The 22,190-nt window shown below is 59.6% G+C and carries 19 protein-coding genes; 12 read left to right on the top strand and 7 right to left on the bottom strand.

What is annotated here, in order from left to right:
* The first annotated feature begins 3 nt into the window (after positions 1-3).
* The 3 genes from ACOYXJ_RS15280 to ACOYXJ_RS15270 all read left to right on the top strand — a co-directional run bounded on the left by ACOYXJ_RS15280 (position 4) and on the right by ACOYXJ_RS15270 (position 1,824).
* Positions 4-180, top strand: a complete 177-nt coding sequence (locus ACOYXJ_RS15280; protein ID WP_460370226.1) for a hypothetical protein — start codon at positions 4-6, stop codon at positions 178-180.
* 283 nt (positions 181-463) lie between these two features.
* Positions 464-1,039: a PadR family transcriptional regulator gene (locus ACOYXJ_RS15275; RefSeq protein ID WP_150795451.1), complete on the top strand. Its 576-nt coding sequence runs from the start codon at positions 464-466 to the stop codon at positions 1,037-1,039.
* Complete coding sequence (locus ACOYXJ_RS15270; RefSeq protein ID WP_460370224.1) at positions 1,036-1,824, top strand: siderophore-interacting protein; 789 nt, start codon at positions 1,036-1,038, stop codon at positions 1,822-1,824. Before ACOYXJ_RS15275 ends, ACOYXJ_RS15270 begins: the two co-directional genes overlap by 4 nt.
* 91 nt (positions 1,825-1,915) lie before the next feature.
* Here the strand turns inward: ACOYXJ_RS15270 and ACOYXJ_RS15265 are convergent, their stop codons facing one another.
* Positions 1,916-2,551: a Pr6Pr family membrane protein gene (locus ACOYXJ_RS15265; protein ID WP_460370222.1), complete on the bottom strand. Its 636-nt coding sequence runs from the start codon at positions 2,549-2,551 to the stop codon at positions 1,916-1,918.
* Position 2,552: 1 nt separating this feature from the next.
* Complete coding sequence (locus ACOYXJ_RS15260) at positions 2,553-2,783, bottom strand: VF530 family protein (RefSeq protein ID WP_007916799.1); 231 nt, start codon at positions 2,781-2,783, stop codon at positions 2,553-2,555.
* A 300-nt stretch (positions 2,784-3,083) separates the two neighbouring features.
* Between ACOYXJ_RS15260 and ACOYXJ_RS15255 the strand changes: the two genes are divergently transcribed.
* The 3 genes from ACOYXJ_RS15255 to ACOYXJ_RS15245 all read left to right on the top strand — a co-directional run bounded on the left by ACOYXJ_RS15255 (position 3,084) and on the right by ACOYXJ_RS15245 (position 7,969).
* On the top strand, positions 3,084-4,445 hold the full coding sequence (locus tag ACOYXJ_RS15255) for a carbohydrate porin (protein ID WP_460370220.1): 1,362 nt from the start codon (positions 3,084-3,086) through the stop codon (positions 4,443-4,445).
* A 217-nt stretch (positions 4,446-4,662) separates the two neighbouring features.
* Entirely contained in the window at positions 4,663-7,074 is a 2,412-nt protein-coding gene (locus ACOYXJ_RS15250; RefSeq protein ID WP_460370218.1) for a glucose/quinate/shikimate family membrane-bound PQQ-dependent dehydrogenase, read from the top strand.
* Positions 7,075-7,603: 529 nt separating this feature from the next.
* The gene (locus ACOYXJ_RS15245) at positions 7,604-7,969 is read left to right on the top strand and encodes a DUF6124 family protein (RefSeq protein ID WP_150706985.1); all 366 of its coding nucleotides are present in this window, start codon (positions 7,604-7,606) and stop codon (positions 7,967-7,969) included.
* A gap of 95 nt (positions 7,970-8,064) precedes the next feature.
* Here the strand turns inward: ACOYXJ_RS15245 and ACOYXJ_RS15240 are convergent, their stop codons facing one another.
* Positions 8,065-8,463, bottom strand: coding sequence for a hypothetical protein (locus ACOYXJ_RS15240; RefSeq protein ID WP_460370215.1), 399 nt, complete (start codon positions 8,461-8,463; stop codon positions 8,065-8,067).
* A 292-nt stretch (positions 8,464-8,755) separates the two neighbouring features.
* On the opposite strand from ACOYXJ_RS15240, the gene ACOYXJ_RS15235 reads away from it, so the two are divergent.
* The 6 genes from ACOYXJ_RS15235 (at position 8,756) to cmoB (ending at position 16,958) form a co-directional block, all read left to right on the top strand.
* On the top strand, positions 8,756-9,208 hold the full coding sequence (locus ACOYXJ_RS15235; RefSeq protein ID WP_460370213.1) for a hypothetical protein: 453 nt from the start codon (positions 8,756-8,758) through the stop codon (positions 9,206-9,208).
* Between the two features lie 1,354 nt (positions 9,209-10,562).
* The gene (gene lon, locus ACOYXJ_RS15230; RefSeq protein WP_150795446.1) at positions 10,563-12,980 is read left to right on the top strand and encodes an endopeptidase La; all 2,418 of its coding nucleotides are present in this window, start codon (positions 10,563-10,565) and stop codon (positions 12,978-12,980) included.
* Positions 12,981-14,026: 1,046 nt separating this feature from the next.
* Complete coding sequence (locus ACOYXJ_RS15225) at positions 14,027-14,419, top strand: protease inhibitor I42 family protein (RefSeq protein ID WP_007916811.1); 393 nt, start codon at positions 14,027-14,029, stop codon at positions 14,417-14,419.
* Between the two features lie 2 nt (positions 14,420-14,421).
* Positions 14,422-15,060, top strand: a complete 639-nt coding sequence (locus ACOYXJ_RS15220; protein ID WP_177413881.1) for a lysoplasmalogenase — start codon at positions 14,422-14,424, stop codon at positions 15,058-15,060.
* Between the two features lie 165 nt (positions 15,061-15,225).
* Positions 15,226-16,005 (top strand): carboxy-S-adenosyl-L-methionine synthase CmoA, encoded by a 780-nt coding sequence (cmoA, locus tag ACOYXJ_RS15215; RefSeq protein ID WP_016983666.1) that lies wholly within the window; start codon positions 15,226-15,228, stop codon positions 16,003-16,005.
* Complete coding sequence (gene cmoB / locus ACOYXJ_RS15210) at positions 16,002-16,958, top strand: tRNA 5-methoxyuridine(34)/uridine 5-oxyacetic acid(34) synthase CmoB (RefSeq protein WP_460370210.1); 957 nt, start codon at positions 16,002-16,004, stop codon at positions 16,956-16,958. The genes cmoA and cmoB overlap by 4 nt, the downstream gene beginning before the upstream one ends.
* Before the next feature lie 369 nt (positions 16,959-17,327).
* On the opposite strand, the gene tadA is transcribed toward cmoB, so the two are convergent.
* The 4 genes from tadA to ptsP all read right to left on the bottom strand — a co-directional run bounded on the left by tadA (position 17,328) and on the right by ptsP (position 22,152).
* Positions 17,328-17,828: a tRNA adenosine(34) deaminase TadA gene (gene tadA / locus ACOYXJ_RS15205; protein WP_150706989.1), complete on the bottom strand. Its 501-nt coding sequence runs from the start codon at positions 17,826-17,828 to the stop codon at positions 17,328-17,330.
* Positions 17,828-19,204, bottom strand: a complete 1,377-nt coding sequence (locus ACOYXJ_RS15200) for a multicopper oxidase family protein (protein ID WP_102900331.1) — start codon at positions 19,202-19,204, stop codon at positions 17,828-17,830. Before ACOYXJ_RS15200 ends, tadA begins: the two co-directional genes overlap by 1 nt.
* A 117-nt stretch (positions 19,205-19,321) precedes the next feature.
* On the bottom strand, positions 19,322-19,612 hold the full coding sequence (locus tag ACOYXJ_RS15195; RefSeq protein ID WP_460370207.1) for a PTS transporter subunit EIIB: 291 nt from the start codon (positions 19,610-19,612) through the stop codon (positions 19,322-19,324).
* A 2-nt stretch (positions 19,613-19,614) separates the two neighbouring features.
* Positions 19,615-22,152, bottom strand: coding sequence for a phosphoenolpyruvate--protein phosphotransferase (gene ptsP / locus ACOYXJ_RS15190; RefSeq protein WP_460370204.1), 2,538 nt, complete (start codon positions 22,150-22,152; stop codon positions 19,615-19,617).
* Between the last annotated feature and the right edge of the window lie 38 nt (positions 22,153-22,190).

Genomic DNA, 22,190 nt, shown 5'->3' with positions numbered 1-22,190 from the left:
GCATTGAAAGTTCAAGAAGCGGTCAGGGGAGTTGAGCAAAATCAACTTGTACTTTCAATGCCGGGGCATCATCGACTGTTGCCTCTGGAAAGTAAGCAAGTAACTTCCTATAAACGCGTAGTTCAACAACCCTATGACCTGCAAGAAAAAAGACCAAAAAATCGATATTCAAAACAGTGACTGTAAGTTCCGCCCTACATACAGATAAAGTTAAAAAACCATACAGCACTTGCGCCCTTGCACGGCAAGGGATCAGTTGAACTTTAGAATACTTGCTCGAATAAATAGAGTGATGACTTTAACTTCAAAGTTATTCTTCGCCAGACATTCGCCGAAAAATACCTGTTGCATTCGCGCAAGACAGCGCCGCTCGTCTGCTGGTCGAGGATCGGAGAAAAAACGCCTTGCACCCCCGTTAAGATATATCTTAAGTTGTATCTAAACACGACGAGAGAAGATCGAAATGAGAGACCATCATTCCCCCCACCGTGATCACGCTGACGGCCGTGACGGTTTTGAGAAACGCCCCGGACGCGAGCGCGGCGGTCGTGGCCCCCGGGTGTTTGCCCCTGGGGATCTGAAGTTATTGTTGCTGGCGCTGGTCGCCGAACAGCCGTGCCACGGCTATGACCTGATCCGCCAGATCGAAGGCATGTTCGACGGCGCGTACAGCCCCAGCCCCGGCGTGATCTACCCGACCCTGACCTTTCTTGAAGAGAGCGAAATGATCAGCGGCGACGCCGAGGGCGGCAAGAAACGCTACAGCGTGACCGATGCCGGGCGCCTGTCCCTGAGCGAACAAGCCGTGGCGCTGGACGGCGTGCGCATGCGCATCGACGTCAGCAAACGCTCGCTGCGTGGCCATGACCGCCCCGCCGAAATCCACGAGGCGGTACACAACCTGCGCCATGCCCTGCAAATGCACCACGGCCGCTGGAGCCCGGCAGAAATCCTGCGCGTGCGTGACCTGCTTAACGACACCGCCAAAGCCATCGTCGACGGCCCTGCCGTTCAACCTGTTTCGGAGAAAAGCGAATGACTGCAGTCGATACCCAAACCATTCACCGCGTGATGCACGAAATCAAACGCCGCAAGCTCGAAGTGCTGCGCGTGGTCGACCTGACGCCGCGCATGCGCCGCATCACCCTAGGCGGGCCGGAGCTGGCCGGGTTTATCAGCCTGGGCACTGACGATCACGTCAAACTGTTGTTCCCGCAGAACGCCGAACAGGCTGCGGCCCTCGAGACGATGGTGCTCGGCGCCGGCAAGGACGACGGACCGAAGCCGGAAATGCGCGACTACACCCCGCGTCGTTATGACCTCGATGCGCTGGAACTGGATATCGATTTTGTCCTGCACGGTGACGGCCCTGCGTCAACCTGGGCCGAGCAAGCTGCACCGGGGCAATTCCTGCATATCGGCGGCCCGCGTGGCTCGATGATCGTCCCGGACATTTTCGACAGCTACTTGCTGATCGGCGACGAAACCGCCCTGCCCGCCATCGCCCGCCGCCTCGAAGGCCTGGCGGCCAATCGCAAGGCGCTGGTGGTGATCGAAGTGGAAAACGGCGCCGAGCAGCAAGTGCTGGAAAGCCCGGCGCAGGTCAATGTGATCTGGGTGTTGCGCGAAGGCAGCAAGGACAACCTGCTGGCGACGGTGAAACAATTGCAGGTGCCCAAGGGCAATCTGTATGCGTGGGTCGCGACCGAAACGAAAGTCTCGCGGCAGATCCGCCGGGTGCTGATCGATGAGCATGGGCTGGATGAACAACTGATCAAAGCCGTCGGCTACTGGCGCGCCGAAGGCACTCCCGAAGAGGACTGATATCCCTTGTAGGCCTTCGCCTGCTCGCGATAGCGGAGTGTCAGTAAATGAAGTTTTGACTGATCCACCGCGATCGCGAGCAGGCTCACTCCTACAGGGATCGCCAGCGGTCCAAGCCAATGACCAACAACCCAATCACCACAAACCCCAGCAAAATCCCCCCCGCATTGACCAGCACCTGTGGATAACCCAACACCGCCACATCAATGAACGGATACGCATACGCGCCGAGCAAATGCCCGCGCAGCAGCGCGTAGATGAAATACACCAGCGGATAAATCAGCCACACCGGCAGATGCCACAGGCGCAAAGTGCCTTTCGCTACGCACAACCACCAATACCCCAGAAACAGCAACGGCATCACGTCGTGCAGCAACTCGTCTGCGATAAATTGCCAGCCTTGCGGGTGCCACAAATGCCGCAGCAAAATGCTGTAGGCAAGCCCGACCACAGCAATGCTCACGGCAATCCCGCTATTCACCCACGGCTGCAAAAACCAGCGGCGCACAGCAGACTCACGCTCGGTCACCGCGCAGGTCAACACCGTCGCCACCAGCGTATTGGTCAGAATCGTGAAGTAACTGAAAAAGCTCACCAGCCCGCCCAACAGGCTGGCGCCGACACTCAAGCGCGCGAAGAAAATCAGGTAAAGCTGAATGCCCAACCCCGCCCAGCCCAGTACGGCTGCGCAGGTGATCAGGCGACGACGCCAACAACCGGCGTCCATCTCAAAGCGGTCGCTTGGTGCGCATCAACTTCACGTACAGACGCTCGACCTTCTCACGTGCCCATGGGGTTTTGCGCAGAAACGTCAGGCTCGACTTGATGCTCGGATCACTCTTGAAGCAACGAATATCGATGCGCTCGGCCAGCCCCGACCATTCGTAATGGCTCACCAGCGCATTGAGAATCTGTTCAAGGGTCACACCGTGCAGCGGATCGGGGGTTTGTTCGTTCATGCCAGGCCTTTGGGCGAAGTGAAAATGCAGAAGCCGCGCACCTTAGCCGAGGGGGTGATCGGGTGGAAGGCCTACCTTCAAATGTAGGCCAACCTGAGAAGATCGCAGGCCACAACACGGGCCACAATGCGCCCGTTTGCCGCACTGTTACCGAATCCGAAACGCTGCATGTTCACAAAAGGCCTTTGTCTTTTTGTAACAGATCATTATCCTGCCGCCCTTCCGCTGAATCGCTTCACTGCCTGCGACATATTGAAGCGCTCGAATTGCACCCCGAAAACACCAAAAAAAGACTGAGCCATGCCCGATTTTTCCTTCTCCCGAGACAGCGCTATCTCAACCCTGCGCACCCTTGGCGGCTGCACCGCCCTCGGCCTCGCCACTTGCGTTCAAGCGGCGCCCGCGTTCGACAGTGAATCACCGTACATGCTCGGTGACTGGAACGGCACGCGCACCGAACTCTCGGAAAAAGGCTACGACTTCAAACTCGATTACACCGGCGAAATGGGCAGTAACCTGCACGGCGGCTACGACCACGACCGCACCGCGCGTTACAGCGATCAGTTCGGCCTGGGCACACACCTGGACCTGCAAAAGATCCTCGGCTGGGACGACGCCGAGTTTCAACTGACCATCACCAAGCGCAGCGGCAACAACATCAGCAACGACCGCATCAACGATCCGCGCGTTGGCGGCTTCACCTCGGCCCAGGAAGTCTGGGGCCGTGGCCAGACCACGCGCCTGACGCAGATGTGGTACCAGCAGAAATTCTTCGATCAGAAACTCGACATCAAGGTCGGCCGTTTCGGCGAAGGCGAAGACTTCAACAGCTTTCCGTGCGACTTCCAGAACCTCGCGTTCTGCGGCTCGCAGGTCGGCAACTGGGTCGGTGGCATCTGGTACAACTGGCCGGTCAGCCAATGGGCGCTGCGCGTCAAATATCACCTAACCCCGGAACTGTACGCACAGGTCGGCGCCTACGAGCAGAACCCGTCGAACCTCGATCGCGGCAACGGTTTCAAACTCAGCGGCAGCGGCACCCAGGGCGCGATCCTGCCGATCGAACTGGTGTGGACGCCGAAGCTCAACGGCCTGCCGGGCGAATACCGCGCCGGTTACTACTACAGCAACGCCAAAGCCAGCGACGTCTATAAAGACAACCACGGCCAACCGGCCGCCCTCAGCGGCGAAGCCTATCGCAGCGCGTCGAGCAAACACGGCGTATGGCTGGGTATTCAGCAGCAAATCACCAGCGTCGCCAGCGATAACAGTCGCGGCTTGAGCGTGTTCGCCAACGGCACGATGCACGACAAGAAAACCAACGCGATCGACAACTACGTGCAGGCCGGCATCACCTACAAAGGCCCGTTCGACGCGCGCGCCAAGGATGACATCGGTTTCGCCCTCGCCCGCGTGCACGTCAACCCGGCCTTCCGCAAAAACGCCGAAGCGAGCAACCGTGCCAATGCGGTCTACGACTATGACGATCCGTCGTTCCTGCCGCCGCAAGACACCGAATACAGCGCCGAACTCTATTACGGCGTGCACGTGACCAACTGGCTGACCGTACGCCCGAACCTGCAATACATCCGCCACCCCGGTGGCGTGAACGACGTCGACGACGCCCTGATCGGCGGTATCAAGATCCAGTCCTCGTTCTAAAGAACCACGCAAATCCATTGTAGGAGTGAGCCTGCTCGCGATAGCGGTGTTTCAGTCACTGGAGATGTTGCCTGAAACACCGCTATCGCGAGCAGGCTCACTCCTACAAATGAATTTCGTTAGCTACACAAGTTTTTATCTGAACCATGCCTGTGCCAAATCGTCATCTAAAGTGACTACAGCGCGGGACTACATAAACGTCACGGAGAATCACACTATGAGCACCGAAAGTGCTTCGAGTCGGGGCCGTTTGCTACCGAGCCTGCTCGGCATTCTGCTTCTACTGATGGGCCTGGCCATGTTGGCCGGAGGGGTCAAGCTGAGCATGCTCGGCGGCTCGCTGTACTACCTGCTGGCCGGTATCGGCATTGCACTGAGCGGCATTCTGCTGCTGATGCGCCGTCGCGCGGCGCTGGGCCTGTACGCCATCGTCCTGTTTGCCAGCACCGTTTGGGCGCTGTGGGAAGTCGGTCTGGACTGGTGGCAACTGGTGCCACGTCTGGCCCTGTGGTTTGTCCTCGGCTTCGTGATGTTGCTGCCGTGGTTCCGTCGTCCGCTGCTGCTTAACGGCCCGGCGCCGATGGGCACTGGCGGTCTGACCGTCGCCGTGGTGCTGGCCGGCGTCACCGCTCTGGCCAGCCTGTTCACCCACCCGGGCGAAACCTTCGGCGAACTGGGCCGCGACACTGCGGACACCACCAGCACCGCGCCAGCCATGCCCGATGGCGACTGGCAGGCCTATGGCCGCACCGAATTCGGTGACCGTTACTCGCCGCTGAAGCAGATTACCCCGGCCAACGTCGGCAAACTGCAAGAAGCCTGGCGCATCCAGACCGGCGACCTGCCGACCGCCGATGACCCGGTTGAGCTGACCAACGAAAACACCCCGCTGAAAGCCAACGGCATGATCTATGCCTGCACCGCGCACAGCAAAGTGTTGGCCCTGGATCCGGACACCGGCAAAGAACTGTGGCGTTTCGACCCGCAGATCAAGAGCCCGGTCGGCTTCAAAGGCTTCGCCCACATGACCTGCCGTGGCGTGTCGTACTACGACGAAGCCGCGTACGCGAAAACTGAAAACGCTGCCTCGGCGGTGATTTCCGAAGCCGGCAAAGCCGTTGCTCAGGCGTGCCCGCGTCGTCTGTACCTGCCAACCGCTGATGCCCGCCTGATCGCCCTTAACGCCGACACCGGCAAGATCTGCGAAGGCTTCGGCAACAAAGGCGTGGTTGACCTGACCCAAGGCATCGGCCCGTTCACCGCTGGTGGCTACTATTCCACCTCGCCGGCCGCAATTACCCGTGATCTGGTGATCATGGGCGGTCACGTGACCGACAACGAATCGACCAACGAGCCATCGGGCGTGATCCGCGCCTTCGACGTGCGCGACGGCCACCTCGTATGGAACTGGGACAGCGACAAGCCAGACGCCACCGAGCCTTTGGCACCGGGCGAAACCTACAGCCGCAACTCGGCCAACATGTGGTCGCTGGCCAGTGTCGACGAAAAACTCGGCATGGTTTACCTGCCACTGGGCAACCAGACCCCAGACCAGTGGGGCGCTGATCGCACCCCGGGCGCCGAGAAATTCAGCGCTGGCGTCGTAGCCCTCGACCTGGCCACCGGTAAAGTGCGCTGGAACTACCAGTTCACCCACCACGACCTGTGGGACATGGACGTTGGCAGCCAGCCAACCCTGCTCGACATGAAAACCGCCGACGGCGTGAAGCCTGCGCTGATCGCCCCGACCAAACAGGGCAGCCTGTACGTCCTCGACCGTCGTGACGGCACGCCGATCATTCCGATCAAGGAAATCCCGGTCCCGCAAGGCGCCGTGAAAGGCGACCACACCGCCCCGACCCAGGCCCGTTCGGACCTCAACCTGCTGGCCCCGGAACTCACCGAAAAAGCCATGTGGGGCGCGAGCCCGTTCGACCAGATGCTGTGCCGCATCCAGTTCAAGGAACTGCGTTACGAAGGCCAGTACACCCCGCCGTCGGAACAGGGCAGCCTGATCTACCCGGGTAACGTCGGCGTGTTCAACTGGGGCGGCGTCTCGGTCGACCCGGTTCGCCAAATGCTGTTCACCAGCCCGAACTACATGGCTTTCGTTTCGAAAATGGTGCCACGCGAGCAAGTCGCCGCCGGCAGCAAACGCGAAAGCGAAACCGCTGGCGTGCAACCGAACACCGGCGCGCCATACGCGGTGATCATGCACCCGTTCATGTCGCCATTCGGCGTACCGTGCCAGGCCCCGGCCTGGGGCTACGTGGCCGGTATCGACCTGACCACCGGCAAAGTCGTGTGGAAACGCAAGAACGGCACCAGCCGCGACAGCTCGCCAATCCCGATCGGCTTCACCTTGGGCGTGCCGAGCATGGGCGGCTCGATGGTCACGGCTGGCGGCGTCGGCTTCCTCAGCGGCACCCTCGACCAGTACCTGCGTGCGTACGACGTGAACAGCGGTAAAGAGCTGTGGAAATCGCGTCTGCCGGCAGGTGGTCAAGCGACTCCGATGACCTATACCGGCAAGGACGGCAAGCAATACGTGCTGCTGGTTGTCGGCGGTCACGGCTCGCTGGGCACCAAGATGGGTGACTACGTGATTGCGTACAAACTGCCGGAATAAGATTTCGCGGCGGTAAAAATGAAGGCGATGTCCCGCAAGGGGCATCGCCTTTTTTGTGCACGCCATTTCTGCATACACCTGAGGACCCTGTGGGAGCGAGCCTGCTCGCGAAGGCGTCAGCACATTCAACATCTACGGTGCCTGACACACCGCTTTCGCGAGCAGGCTCGCTCCCACAGGTTGAAAAGTGTTTATCTGTGGGAAATGTACTCGTCCTACAGATGTTGAAAGTGGCGCGGAGTTTTCCGACAAGTCGCGTCGGTTGTGCCTCGGAAATCGGCTGGATAGGCTCTGGGGGTCGCTGCAAATTCAGCGATGGGGCGTCGCGGCCCGATAACTGATGCATAATCGCCAACCTGACGGCACCTTGGTGCCCGTTGTTTGTGTCATGGCGGCTGTGCGCGGGATACCGTCCTTGGAGGTATGCCGATTTCTCAGTTATCGGTCCGCGAACCCGCGTACAGCTGCCACCTCAGATTGCGTCGCGGCAATCGAAGGCAGCTCCACTTTCACCAACTGAGTATTCATCATGAAAAAGCCAACACCCAATCCCCCCGAAACCAACGACACCTCGCCCTACGAATCCCCCGATTCCAAGAAATTCCACGAAGCCGCCGAACGCGCCCTCGACCACTACCTCAAACCCAACGCATTAACCCTGCGCTTCCACAAACCCAGCACCATGTTCCAGGTCGCGCCGGAACAGGACAGCGAAAGCCTGCTGGTCCACGCCTGCGAATCCCTGGCGCAAGCCAGCCTGATGACCAGCGACATCGCCGCTTATATCGACCTGCCGCAGCGGAGGACGATTCTGGCGATCCAGCAGATCATCATGCTCGCCGAACTGGCCGTGAATCGCGTTCTGGATAATGTCGAGATAACAACGCAAAACTGATGGATGATGCGCTGTGCGCGTGTGGGTTCGTTCATAGGTTGCACAACCCGACACGCGCACGACCTCCTCGCCAAAGAGCGGAAGAGGCATTTACATCATTCGTTTCGCAAATCAAAGTGCCCGAGAATATCTATGCTGCCGGCGTACGGATCATTAACCACTACATGGAAAGACATCTTGTAGTGCTGAGCTGCCGTATCAAAATCGATAGTAAACGTACCGTCCTTGGCTGTAGCTTTTTCCAGGTCATGGCCTGATTGGGCGATATACAACATCTCATGGAACGTCGCTGGCTCGGTTGATGGATTGCGCCTCACATTAAAGTACAGAGTTCTGAAAACGTCGGGATCCAGGCCCGCCTCTGACCCCGAACAGTGATAATACTCGCCATCGAAATAGACATTAACCCTGGTCGCAGCGAAGTCAGGGCGCCCCTGAATCCTGGCAGTAAACGTGCCCGTCGTACTGGAAGTTACAACCTTCTCGATCGTCATACTCAGTTCCATTGAATTTCGAAGTTGAAGGACGATCGTCTCGGAAAATCGATAAATACGTAACTGTCAGACCTGACAGGTATCTAGATCAAATAGAGATAATGCAGCGAAGCTGCTATAGCCGCAGTGCCGAAGCCTCCGATCTTTGATCAACATCGTGTCTCCTATATAACTCGTATCAAGAGACGTCATCGCGAACAAGTATAAAACCCTGTCAGATATGACAGGTCACCGTTTTTAGTTTTCCTCTCAGACTTCCTTCTCCAACCAAATCAATAAAAGGAAGCTCCCCATGACCAATCCAAACGCATCCCCAGCCGTATGGGTAAACGGTATTCTTAATTTCGATGTCAAAGGCACCATTGGCGACACGCCAGTCAAGCTGACCAGCTTCCTGACGACCAGCCTTAGTACGTCTTTCAACCAGCTTGGCGGTTACAATTTTTCTTTCGAAGATAACCACAGTTCATCGAGCCGACGATCACTCACCATCTCGCTTCGCAAGCTGCTGGATCCTTCAATCGCTGGCTACTTTGAATATGTCGTGACCGAACGAGGTCTTCAGCCTTATGTCTTTGAAGTGACATCCTCTTCCGGCATTGCTGTAAGTCAACTCAATAGCGGCCTGTACTTTTACTCCCTCGACAACTTGCAAATTTCCGCCAAGGCAGTCCACGGTGATGAAACGCGTGAGCTCACCGGTAACGGATACTTTTTTCTCCAAGAGCTGACTTACCCTATCTAACAAGCAGGTCAGGACTTCAGTCATCGGGTTAATCGTGCGTCTGCCTTTCCGTTACATGGAGGGAACTGACGGAGGAGGCATGCCGACATGAATACCGAGTCGAACTCAGACTCTGAATCAGATCAAAAGCCCCTCACCCTAGCCCTCCCCCAAAGGGAGAGGCGACTGACCGAAGTGTTTGGGAGAGCTACGCCGACTTGCGATAGCGCATTGAACTCAGATTCTGAATCAGATCAAAAGCCCCTCACCCTAACCCTCTCCCGGAGGGAGAGGGGACTGATCTGAAGTGTTTGGGAGAGCTACGCCGACGTGCGATAGCGCATTGAACTCAGATTCTGAATCAGATCAAAAGCCCCTCACCCTAGCCCTCTCCCGGAGGGAGAGGGGACTGACCGAAGTGTTTGGGAGAGCTACGCCGACGTGCAATAGTGCGTTGAACTCAGACCCTGAATCAGATCAAAAGCCCCTCACCCTAGCCCTCTCCCGGAGGGAGAGGGGACTGATCTGAAGTGTTTGGGAGAGCTACGCCGACGTGCAATAGCGCGTTGAACTCAGATTCTGAATCAGATCCAAAGCCCCTCACCCTAGCCCTCTCCCGGAGGGAGAGGGGACTGATCGCGGTGTTTGGGAGAGCTACGCCGACGTGCAATAGCGCGTTGAACTCAGATTCTGAATCAGATCAAAAGCCCCTCTCCCTAACCCTCTCCCGGAGGGAGAGGGGACTGACCGAAGTGTTTGGGAGAAGTACGCCGACGTGCGCTACCACGGTGAACTCAGGCTTTGAAAAGCCCACAAATCGGCCCCCTCTCCCTCGGGAGAGGGCTGGGGTGAGGGGCGAATCCACCACAAATCCAAAGCCGACCAAGCTGTGCTCCTCACCACTCAACAGGATGAGCGTTAGCTCGGCTGCAGCTTTTGATCTGTAAGGCGACGTCGGAAGGCTGAGTGGAGGGGTTGATCCGGGCGTGGGAGCGCAGCGACCGTTTGGCGCAGCCAAACACAGCGAGAGGAGGTGCAGCGAAGCAAACCGTAGGCGCTGCGCCCGGATCGATCCCGCAGCGAAGGAACCCCGAGCCCCAGCGAGCGGGCCGCACGTAGGAGCAAGCGTTTTTTGCTTACTTTTTTTGGCGTTTGAAAAAAAGTGAGTCGCCGTAAGGGCGAAACCCTAAGCCGCCGTTACCTAAACAACGGATATACACACCAAACACCCCCAACATGGTCGGCCCAAAGGCCGCCAAGTCAAAGCGTGACCCCTGTCAAAACCCTGAACACACAAGCAGAAACACCGCCCCCCCATTGAAACCACCCAAGCCCTGCCCCATCTAAGACCCATACCCCATTGCGCAGGTGCCCCATGAGCGACCAGCAAGAATTCCCGGAAAACCCCGACGACTACACCGAAGCCGAAAACATCGAACACACCTCCTCCGGCAAAGGCCTCGCCCTGCCAGGCCAAAACCTGCCGGACAAGGTCTACATCATCCCGATCCACAACCGCCCGTTCTTCCCGGCGCAAGTCCTGCCGGTCATCGTCAACGAAGAACCCTGGGCCGAAACCCTCGAACTGGTCAGCAAATCCGAACACCACTCCCTGGCCCTGTTCTTTATGGACACGCCCCAGGAAGACCCGCGCCACTTCGACACCGGCGCCCTGCCGCAGTACGGCACCCTGGTCAAAGTCCACCACGCCAGCCGCGAGAACGGCAAACTGCAATTCGTCGCCCAAGGCCTGAGCCGCGTACGCATCAAAACCTGGCTGAAACACCACCGCCCACCGTATCTGGTGGAGGTCGAATACCCGCACCAGCCCACCGAGCCGACCGACGAGGTCAAGGCCTACGGCATGGCGCTGATCAATGCGATCAAAGAACTGCTACCGCTCAACCCGCTGTACAGCGAAGAACTGAAAAACTACCTCAACCGCTTCAGCCCCAACGACCCGTCGCCGCTGACCGACTTCGCCGCCGCGCTGACCTCGGCCACCGGCCCCGAGCTGCAAGAAGTGCTCGACTGCGTGCCCATGCTCAAGCGCATGGAAAAAGTCCTGCCGATGCTGCGCAAGGAAGTCGAAGTCGCGCGTCTGCAAAAAGAGATCTCGGCGGAAGTTAACCGCAAGATCGGCGAGCATCAGCGCGAATTCTTCCTCAAGGAACAACTCAAGGTCATCCAGCAGGAACTCGGCCTGACCAAGGATGACCGTAGCGCCGACCTCGAACAGTTCGAGCAACGCCTGGAAGGCAAAGTCCTGCCGGCGCAGGTGCAGAAGCGCCTCGAAGAGGAAATGAACAAACTGTCGATCCTCGAAACCGGCTCGCCCGAGTACGCGGTCACCCGTAATTACCTCGACTGGGCGACGTCGGTACCGTGGGGCGTGTACGGCGAGGACAAACTCGACCTCAAGCACGCGCGCAAAATCCTCGACAAACACCACGCCGGCCTCGACGACATCAAGGATCGCATCCTCGAATTCCTCGCCGTCGGTGCCTACAAAGGCGAGATCAGCGGCTCCATCGTGCTGCTGGTCGGCCCGCCGGGTGTGGGTAAAACCAGCGTCGGTAAATCCATCGCCGAATCCCTCGGCCGGCCGTTCTACCGCTTCAGCCTCGGCGGCATGCGCGACGAAGCCGAGATCAAGGGCCACCGCCGCACCTACATCGGCGCGCAGCCGGGCAAACTGGTGCAGGCGTTGAAAGACGTCGAAGTGATGAACCCGGTGATCATGCTCGACGAGATCGACAAGATGGGCCAGAGCTACCAGGGCGACCCGGCCTCGGCACTGCTGGAAACTCTCGACCCGGAGCAGAACGTCGAATTCCTCGACCACTACCTCGACCTGCGCATGGACCTGTCGAAAGTCCTCTTCGTCTGCACCGCCAACACCCTCGATTCGATCCCCGGCCCGTTGCTGGACCGGATGGAAGTGATTCGCCTGTCGGGCTACATCACCGAAGAAAAAGTCGCCATCGCCAAGCGTCACCTGTGGCCAAAACTGCTGGAAAAGGCCGGCGTGTCCAAGGGCAGCCTGAGCATCAGCGACACCGCGCTCAAAGCCTTGATCGACGGTTACGCCCGTGAAGCCGGCGTGCGCCAGCTCGAGAAGCAAATGGGCAAACTGGTGCGCAAAGCGGTGATGAAGCTGATCGACGAGCCGAAAGCGGTGATCAAGCTCGGGCCGAAAGACCTCGAAGCGTCACTGGGTCATCCGGTGTTCCGCAACGAACAGGTGCTGTCCGGCACCGGCGTCATCACCGGTCTGGCCTGGACCAGCATGGGCGGCGCGACTCTGCCGATCGAAGCGACGCGGATTCACACGCTCAACCGTGGCTTCAAACTCACCGGGCAATTGGGTGATGTAATGAAGGAGTCGGCAGAGATCGCCTACAGCTACATCAGCTCGCATCTGAAACAATTCGGCGGTGACGCGAAGTTCTTCGATGAGGCCTTCGTCCACCTGCACGTACCGGAAGGCGCAACACCAAAAGACGGCCCGAGCGCCGGCGTGACCATGGCCAGCGCCCTGCTCTCGCTCGCGCGTAATCAAGCGCCGAAAAAAGGCGTGGCGATGACCGGCGAACTGACGTTGACCGGGCATGTGCTACCGATTGGCGGGGTGCGCGAGAAGGTGATTGCGGCGCGGCGGCAGAAGATTTTCGAGCTGATTTTGCCGGAGCCGAATCGGGGGAATTTTGAGGAGTTGCCGGATTATCTGAAGGAAGGGATTACGGTGCATTTCGCGAAGAAGTTTGCGGATGTGGCGAAAGTTCTGTTCTGACAGGCAGCCCCCCTCACCCCAGCCCTCTCCCTGAGGGAGAGGGAGCCGACCGAGGGATATTGCAGAGTTACGCCGACCTGAAAGTACTTCGCTGAATCCATAATCGACTCGGTCTTTCAGGTCGATGTATGACACAAGACACCCCGGTCAGTCCCCTCTCCCCCTGGGAGAGGGAGCCGACCGAGGGATATTGCAGAGCTACGCCGACCTGAAAGTACTTCGCTGAATCCATAATCGACTCGGTCTTTCAGGTCGATGTATGACACAACACACCTCGGTCAGTCCCCTCTCCCCCTGGGGGAGGGAGCCGACCGATGGATATTGCAGAGCTACGCAGACCTGAAAGTACTTCGCTGAATCCATAATCGACTCGGTCTTTCAGGTCGATGTATGACACAACACACCTCGGTCAGTCCCCTCTCCCCCTGGGAGAGGGGGCCGACCGAGGGGTATTGCAGAGCTACGCCGACCTGAAAGTACTTCGCTGAATCCATAATCGACTCGGTCTTTCAGGTCGATGTATGACACAACACACCTCGGTCAGTCCCCTCTCCCCCTGGGAGAGGGAGCCGACCGAGGGATATTTCAGAGCTACGCCGACCTGAAAGTACTTCGCTGAATCCATAATCGACTCGGTCTTTCAGGTCGATGTATGACACAAGACACCTCGGTCAGTCCCCTCTCCCCCTGGGAGAGGGAGCCGACCGAGGGGTATTGCAGAGCTACGCCGACCTGAAAGTACTTCGCTGAATCCATAATCGACTCGGTCGTTCAGGTCGATGTATGACACAAGACACCCCGGTCAGTCCCCTCTCCCCCTGGGAGAGGGAGCCGACCGAGGGATATTTCAGAGCTACGCCGACCTGAAAGTACTTCGCTGAATCCATAATCGACTCGGTCTTTCAGGTCGATGTATGACACAAGACACCCCGGTCAGTCCCCTCTCCCCCTGGGAGAGGGCTAGGGTGAGGGCTTGGCGTTGTCACACTTTGTCTCATCTTCAGTTATGCTCGCCGTTCGTCGCCAACGCCGGAGCCGCTGACCTTATGTCCCCCACTCGCCTGTTTCTCCCCCTCGCCCTCTCGTTGCTGGCCGCTTGCGCCACACAACCAAAACACAACGTGACCGTGGAAAAACAAAGCGAATGCCCCGTACGGCTGACCAACGGGCAAAACCTCATCATCATGCTGCCAAGCAACCCGACTACCGGTTACCGCTGGGCCATTCAGGACTCGGCTGGCGGCGTGCTGCGCGCACTCAGCCCCGAGGTTTACAGCAATCCGGAAGATGCCGGTGTGGTCGGTGCCGCAGGTCTGTCGACCTGGCGCTTCCAGGCTTTTGCCCCCGGCACCGGCCGTCTACGCCTGACCTCGCAACAGCCGTGGGCACCGGAAGTGCTGCCGGTGGAAACCTTTGACTGCGCCATTTCGGTGAATTGATCGTGGGCTGGCTGATTCTGGCGCTGATGGGCGCGGTGACGTTTCTCTACGGCGTCAGCACCCATGCGGCGCTGCTGTGCCTGCTGGTCAAACCGTTGCCAGTGCTGGCGTTACTCGGCTGGTTGCACGATGCGCCGCCCAGCGACTATCGGCGCTGGATCAGTCTTGGTCTGATTTTCTCGCTGCTGGGTGATGTATTGCTGGCGTGGCCGGGCGATCTGTTCGTGTTTGGCCTCGGTGCGTTTCTGGTTGCGCATCTGGCTTATCTGAAGGCTTATCTGAGTGACTGCAAGCGTCTGGCGATTCTGCCGCTGGTACTTGCCCTCGGAGTGGGCGCGGTGCTGCTGGGTCTTCTGATTTCCAGCGGTCTTGGGCCATTGCTGGTGCCGGTGATTGTTTATGGCACGGCGATCAGCGCGATGCTCTGGCGCGCCCTCGCACGTCTCGGCACTGACGTGCCCAAGCGCTCGGCGTTGCTGGCGGCGGGCGGTGCGCTGGCGTTTGTGTTCTCGGACAGCGTCATTGGGATTGATCGTTTCGTCGCCCCATTCCACGCCGCGCCGTACGTCATCATCCTCAGCTACTGGCTGGGCCAGTGGGGCATCGCCGCCTCCGCTTTCTCCCAAACCAAACGGATCTGATCGTTCCCACGCTCCGCGTGGGAATGCATCCTGTGACGCTCTGCGTCACTTGCGCAGGGACGCGGAGCGTCCGGGGCGGCATTCCCACGCAGAACGTGGGAACGATCACTGGCAAAAAAACGCTTTATCAGACAACCCAAGCATCCGCGCGCCACTTTGGCTAAAATGCCGGCCTTTTCCACCGACACCGCCGGAACCGCCGTGAGCAAAGAACCCGATCGCATTTTCGCCAAGCCCTTGGCTCAGGTACCTGACTTCGCCTTCAACGAAGACGTGGTGCGGGTGTTCCCGGACATGATCAAGCGCTCGGTGCCGGGTTACCCGACCATCGTCGAAAACCTCGGCGTGCTCGCCGCGCAGTTCGCCCAGCCGAACAGCGTGCTCTACGACCTCGGCTCATCGCTGGGCGCTGTCACTCAAGCCCTGCGCCGTCACGTGCGCACCGACGGTTGCCGGGTGATCGCTGTGGATAACTCTGCAGCGATGGTCGAACGCTGCCGCGAATACCTCAACGGTCAGGACTCGATGTTCCAGGAGTTGCTGCCGGTCGAAGTGATCGAAGGCGACATCCTCGCCCTCGATTTCCAGCCTGCGTCGGTGGTGGCGCTGAACTTCACCCTGCAATTCATCGCTCCCGATCAGCGCACCGCGTTGCTCGCGCGCATTCGCCAAGCGCTGCTGCCGGGCGGCGCGCTGATTCTCTCGGAGAAGCTGCGCTTCAACGATGCCGAAGAACACGCGCTGCTCACCGATCTGCACGTCGCCTTCAAACGCGCCAACGGCTACAGCGAACTGGAAATTGCCCAGAAGCGCAGCGCCATCGAAAACGTCATGAAGCCCGACAGCCTCGAAGAACACCGCGAACGCCTGCTGGCCGCCGGGTTCTCGAAAGTCGTGCCGTGGTTCCAGTGTCTTAACTTTGCCTCGTTGATTGCCTTGCCATGATTGATCTGTCCCCCCTCGCCCGCCGTCTGGCCGGCACACCGCTGGCCGAATGGGCCAACACCCTGCAAGCGCAACTCGACAAGAAAATGGAGAAAGGTCACGGCGATCTGGAGCGCTGGCAAAGTGCGCTGGATGCCTTGCCGAACATTCAGCCGAGCGAAGTTGATCTGCTCAACGGTTTGAAACTCGACACCGACTGCGACGATGAAACCCGCGCGCAGATGCACACCGCATTGATGGGCCTGTCGCCGTGGCGCAAAGGGCCGTTCGATTTGTTTGGTGTGCACGTCGACACCGAATGGCGTTCGGACTGGAAGTGGTCACGGGTTGCACCGCATCTGGATCTGAAGGGCAAGCGCATCCTCGATGTTGGCTGCGGCAATGGTTACTACATGTGGCGCATGCTCGGTGCCGGCGCGAACAGTGTGATCGGTGTTGACCCGAACTGGCTGTTCTTCTGCCAGTTCCAGGCGGTGCAACGTTATCTGTCAGAGCCGAATGCCTGGCACCTGCCCTTTCCGTTCGAAGACCTGCCGCCGAACCTTGAAGGTTTCGACACGGTGTTTTCCATGGGCGTGTTCTACCACCGTCGCTCGCCGATCGAGCATTTGCTGGCGCTGAAGGATTGCCTGGTCAAGGGCGGTGAGCTGGTGCTGGAAACGCTGGTGGTCGAAGGCGACAAGCATCAGGTGCTGGTGCCGGAAGATCGTTATGCGCAGATGCGTAACGTGTGGTTCCTGCCGTCGGTGCCGGCGCTGGAGTTGTGGTTGCGTCGTGCGGGGTTTACCGATATTCGTTGTGTAGACGTGAGCACCACGACGGTCGAAGAACAGCGCGGCACCGAATGGATGAAGTATCAGTCGCTGAGTGATTTCCTTGATCCCGAGGACCACAGCAAAACCATCGAAGGATTGCCGGCGCCGATGCGCGCGGTGATTGTCGCTCGTAAATAATCCAATCGCCCAAACACCGCGGTGAGCCCACCCCTCACCCCAGCCCTCTCCCCAAGGAGAGGGAGCTGATCTTGGGGCTTATCAAGATCTGGGCTCAATTCGATATCCTGGTTGCCAAATTTCTGCCAATCACCTCGGTCAGTCCCCTGTACCTCTGGGAGAGGGAGCTGATCGTTGGGCTTTTCAAAACTTGAGTTCGACTCGGTATCTCAGGTCGGCGGACCTCGCCTCCAACCCAGTCAGTCCCCTCTCACTCTGGGAGAGGAGGCCGATCTTTGGGCTTTTCTAAACTTGAGTTCAACTCGATAACTCAGGTCGGCGGACCTCGTCCATCCAGCTCGGTCAGTCCCCTCTCCCTCGGGGAGAGGGTTAGGGTGAGGGGCTTTTCGCTCTTCGGGCGCGGAAGAACTCGGTCAACACCGCGCCACACTCCTCCGCCAACACCCCACCCTCATACAACACCCGGTGATTCAAAAAACCCTGGGTAAAAAACTGCCCCTGACTCTGCACAATCCCCGCCTTCGGCTCCAGCGCGCCATACACCACCCGCGCCACCCGCGAATGCACGATCAAACCGGCGCACATGCTGCACGGTTCCAGCGTCACATACAGCGTGCTGCCTGGCAGACGATAGTTATCCACCGCCTGCGCGGCCGCACGAATGGCGACCATTTCCGCGTGGGCACTCGGGTCGCTGGTGCTGATCGGGCAGTTGAAACCGCGCCCGATGATCTCGCCGCCCTGCACCAGTACCGCGCCCACCGGCACTTCGCCGAGGGCTGCGCCTTGTGCAGCGAGGGTCAGCGCTTCACGCATGAAGTCTTGGTCACGGCTGCGGTCGATGATCGCCGCAGGGCGAATCTGGCGCATCACTTCACCTCGATGGCGGCCATCAGGCCGGTTTCCATGTGATCGATCACGTGGCAGTGGAACATCCACACACCCGGATTATCGGCCACCAACGCCACTTGCGCGCGCTCGTTCTTGCCCAGCAGATAGGTGTCGGTGAAGTACGGAATGATCTTGTGCCGGTTCGACGCGATCACCTTGAAACTCATGCCGTGCAGGTGGATCGGGTGCTGATACTGGGTCATGTTCTTCAATTCGAAGATGTAGCTCTGCCCCAGTTTCAGACTGGCAATCGGCCGGTCGGCGCAGGTCTTGTCGGTGATGTCCCACGCTTTGCCGTTGATCTGCCACAGACTCGGCGGCCGGCCATTGTCGACGTTGACCGACACCGAACCGACCCATTCGAAATTGAAGTTGAGTTTCTCGGCATTGGCCAGGTCCGGCTCAGCCACCGGGTTGGCCGGCAACGCTTTCGGCCAGTCGCTCGGCGCATCGTTATTGGCCACCGAACGCAGCGTGCCCAAACGCACCGGGCCGTTGCGCAGCGACAATTCTTCGCCCGCCGCCGGCGCCTTGATTGCCAGACAAATACGCATACCCGGACCCAGCCAGTATTCCTTGCCCAACGGCCGCGGTTCGACCGGGTTACCGTCCAGCGCATAGATCTGCGCTTCGACGCCGGGAATGTTGATGCGGTAAGTCAGCGTGTTGTCGAGGTTGAGCAAGCGCACCCGAGTGATCTGCCCGGCAGGCAAATCAATCACCGGCAACGGCACACCATTGATCGTCGACAGTCGCCCCGCCGTGCCGCCGCGCGCGGCTTCTCGCGGGATACTGAACTCGACGAAGTTGCCTTCGTCATCAATGTGCCAATTCTTCAGGCTCAGGGTCTTTTCGTATTTGAAACCGGTCGGCTCGCGCTCTTCGATGATCAGCGGCCCGACCAATCCGCGGCCGAGTTCTTCGCTGCTGCTGACGTGCGGGTGATACCAGTAGCTGCCGGCATCCGGCACGCGGAACTTGTAATCGAAGTATTCGCCCGGCAACACCGGCAGCTGCGACACGTACGGTACGCCGTCCATTTCCAGCGGCAGGCGAATGCCATGCCAGTGAATCGTGGTCGCCACCGGCAAATGGTTGATGAAGCGCACTCGCAACCATTCACCCTGACGCACACGCAGTTCGGTGCCCGGCGCCGATGGGCCGAACGCCCAGGCCTCGGTCTTGTGCCCCGGCACCAGCTCGACGTCCAGCGGTGCGGCGATCAGTTCATAGTCGTGGCCCGCCTCGGCGTCGGCCATTTTGCCGAGCCAGTATCGCGACGCGCCCCCCGCTCCAACGCCAACGACAACAAGACCGGCCAGGCCACCGAGGATTTGGCGACGGGTAAAGGACATGAACTCAACTACCTCACGTATCAGCGACGGCCCCTGAAGACCCGTAAAAGGCGAATACGATACACCTGCGGTTGAGAAACAGTAAGGGCGACCTGAGGCCGCACTTACCCTTCGGGTTCAGGGCCGCAGGCCGGTAATCAAGTGCACCACGCCACGCTCTTGCAGCATGACACCCGCGACACCGGCATCGCTCAGCGCCTGGCGATCCATACGTGTCAGATCGCGCAACGCCACCCGCACCCGAGTCAACGCCACCGGTTGCTGCGACTTGAGGTTATCCGCGCCTCCAAGTGCCGCGATGATCGCTGTGCTCAATCCACTGTCAGGCTCGGCCTGCACTTTAGGTACGTCGACCACGAGATCCGGAGTCAGGGCTTTCCAGAACGCCTTCTGCAATTTATCGAACATGCTCAGTTCTCCAGAACCGGTAAAGTATCGGCTGTCGCCTCGTGATACAGGCGCAGCGCCTCACGCACCTCTTCAGCACTCTCGAGCCCCAGCACTTGTTCGGCTATGGCCTTGCAGTCGAGCAGATTCACCTCGCGCACCGCCGCTTTGATCGCGGGAATCTGCGGCACGCTCACGGACAATTCATCCACGCCAAGCCCCAGCAGTAGCGGCACCGCGAGCCGCTCGGAGGCCATCGCACCACACACGCCCACCCATTTGCCATGGGCGTGCGCGGCTTCGACGGTCATGGCAATCAGGCGCAGTACCGACGGATGAAAGCTGTCCGCCTGACTGGCCAAGCGCGGATGATCGCGATCCATCGCCAGGGTGTATTGCGTCAGATCGTTGGTGCCGATCGAAAAAAAATCCACATGCGGCGCAAATCGGTCAGCCATCAATGCCGCCGCCGGGACTTCGATCATGATACCCAGCTTCGGCAGTTGGCCAAGATTCAGCGCCCGGGCTTGCTCCTCCAGTATCTGCCGGGCCTGACGCAATTCCGCAAGCTGGGTAACCATCGGCAACATGATGTGCAGACGCGTCAGGCCGACACTGCCGAGGATCGCCCGAAACTGCTCGCGCAACAGGTCCGGTCGCGCCAGACACAGTCGGATCCCGCGCAGTCCGAGGAACGGATTGGTTTCACTGTCCATCGGCACGTACGCCAGCGGCTTGTCGCCGCCGACATCCAGCGTGCGCACCACCAGATTATGCGCGGGGCCTACCGTCCGGGCGATTGCGTTGTAGGTCGACACTTGTTCGTCGCCCGTGGGTGCATGATTGCGATCCAGATACAGAAACTCCGAACGCAAAAGCCCCACGCCTGCAGCGCCCAAGGTCATCGCCTGCTCGGTTTCGCTCAGCGATGCGACATTGGCTGTCACCTCGACGTGATGCCCGTCGCGGGTACGGGCCGCCAGCGCCGCCTGCGCGTGTTCATGCTGATGGCGCAGACGTTGTCGCTCATGCCGGGCCTGCCATTGACTGATGACTACGGCACCCGGATTCAGCTGCAACTCGCCTTTGTCGGCATCAAGTAATACCTGGGCGCCATTGGCTAACGCGAGCATTTGTGCAGGCATCCCGCAGATCGCTGGCAGCCCCCACGCTCGGGCCAGAATGGCCACATGACTGGTCGCCCCACCGCCCACAGTGGCGAACCCCAACACCTTGTCGGTATCGAGTCCGGCGGTTTGCGAAGGCGTCAGTTGATCGGCGATCAGGATTGTCCCGGCCGGCAGCGCCAGCGCCTGCTCGCTGACCCCGAGGATCAGTTTCAGGACCCGCGAGCCGACATCAGCCAGATCCGCCGCCCTTTCCGCCAGCAACGAAGTCCCGAGTTGCTGGAAAAGTACCGCTGTCGACTCGGTGGCTGCGCGCCAGGCAAACGCTGCACTTTTGCCCTCGGCGATCAACGCCTGAGCCTGATCGAGCAGGCCTGGATCGGCGAGGAGTTCCTGGTGCGCCTTGAATATTTCCGCCTGAGCATCGCTGCCGGCAATGTCGCGCAGATGCTGCAAGGCCATATCGGCCTCGATCAGCGCGTTTGCCAGTGTTTCGCGCTCGATATGCGAACCGACGCCGAACGTATTGACCTCGAGCGTCGGCTCGCTGATCTGCATCACTTGCCCCAACGCCGAACCGGGTGAGGCACAGACCCCGCGTAACACCGTCAGGGTTTCTGGCTCGACGGACTCGACTGTCGCCGCCGTCGTCGGAGCGGTCACCGCTTCGCCGCAGCCCTCGGCCAGCAATCGGGCCAGCGTGTTGACCGCGACATCCGCGTCTTCGCCCAGCGCACTCACCTGCACGCTGTCACCCCAAGCCGTCTGCAACGCCATGATCGCTACCAATGACTTGGCGTTGGCTTCAGCCTGCTGTCTGTGCAAATAAATCCGCGCCGAAAAAGCCTTTGCCGCTTGCGCCAGAACGGCCGCCGGACGCGCGTGCAGACCATTGGGGTTGGGCAGTCTCAGCAACGGCGAAAACAGCCTTTCACCTTCGGCCCCCGCCGACGCTTCGCTGGTCACCTCTGGATTGGCAAGGCTCAACAGCGGCTGGCCGGTTTCGACCAGACCGGTTGGCGCGGCCAGCCAAGTGAATGGCTCACCGCTGACCACCAACATCAGGGTCATCAGGCTGCGGGCGTGCAGCGCGATGTAATCGGCGTCGAACTCGATCAGCGCCTGCCCGGCTTCAACCCGCTGACCTTCCTCGACCCGTCGGCTAAACCCCTGCCCCGCCAGATTCACCGTATCCAGACCGATGTGCATCAATACCTGAACGCCGTTGTCATCGGTGATGCTCACCGCATGCCCACTGGCCTGCACGGTGCTGACCACCCCGGCCAGCGGCGCGCGCAGCGTTGCCGAAGTCGGGTCGATGCACAGGCCGTCGCCGATCACTCGGCTGGAGAACACTTGATCCGGCACTTGATCAAGCGGTATCAGCACGCCGGACAAAGGTGCCAGCAATTGCAATTGTTGGGGTGTGGCCATGGACGTCACCTGCAGTTTGTTCTCTGAAGTGCCCGTGG

This window comes from Pseudomonas sp. Tul2A7, assembly GCF_054790505.1.
This window is presented reverse-complemented; position numbering and strand designations above follow the sequence as displayed.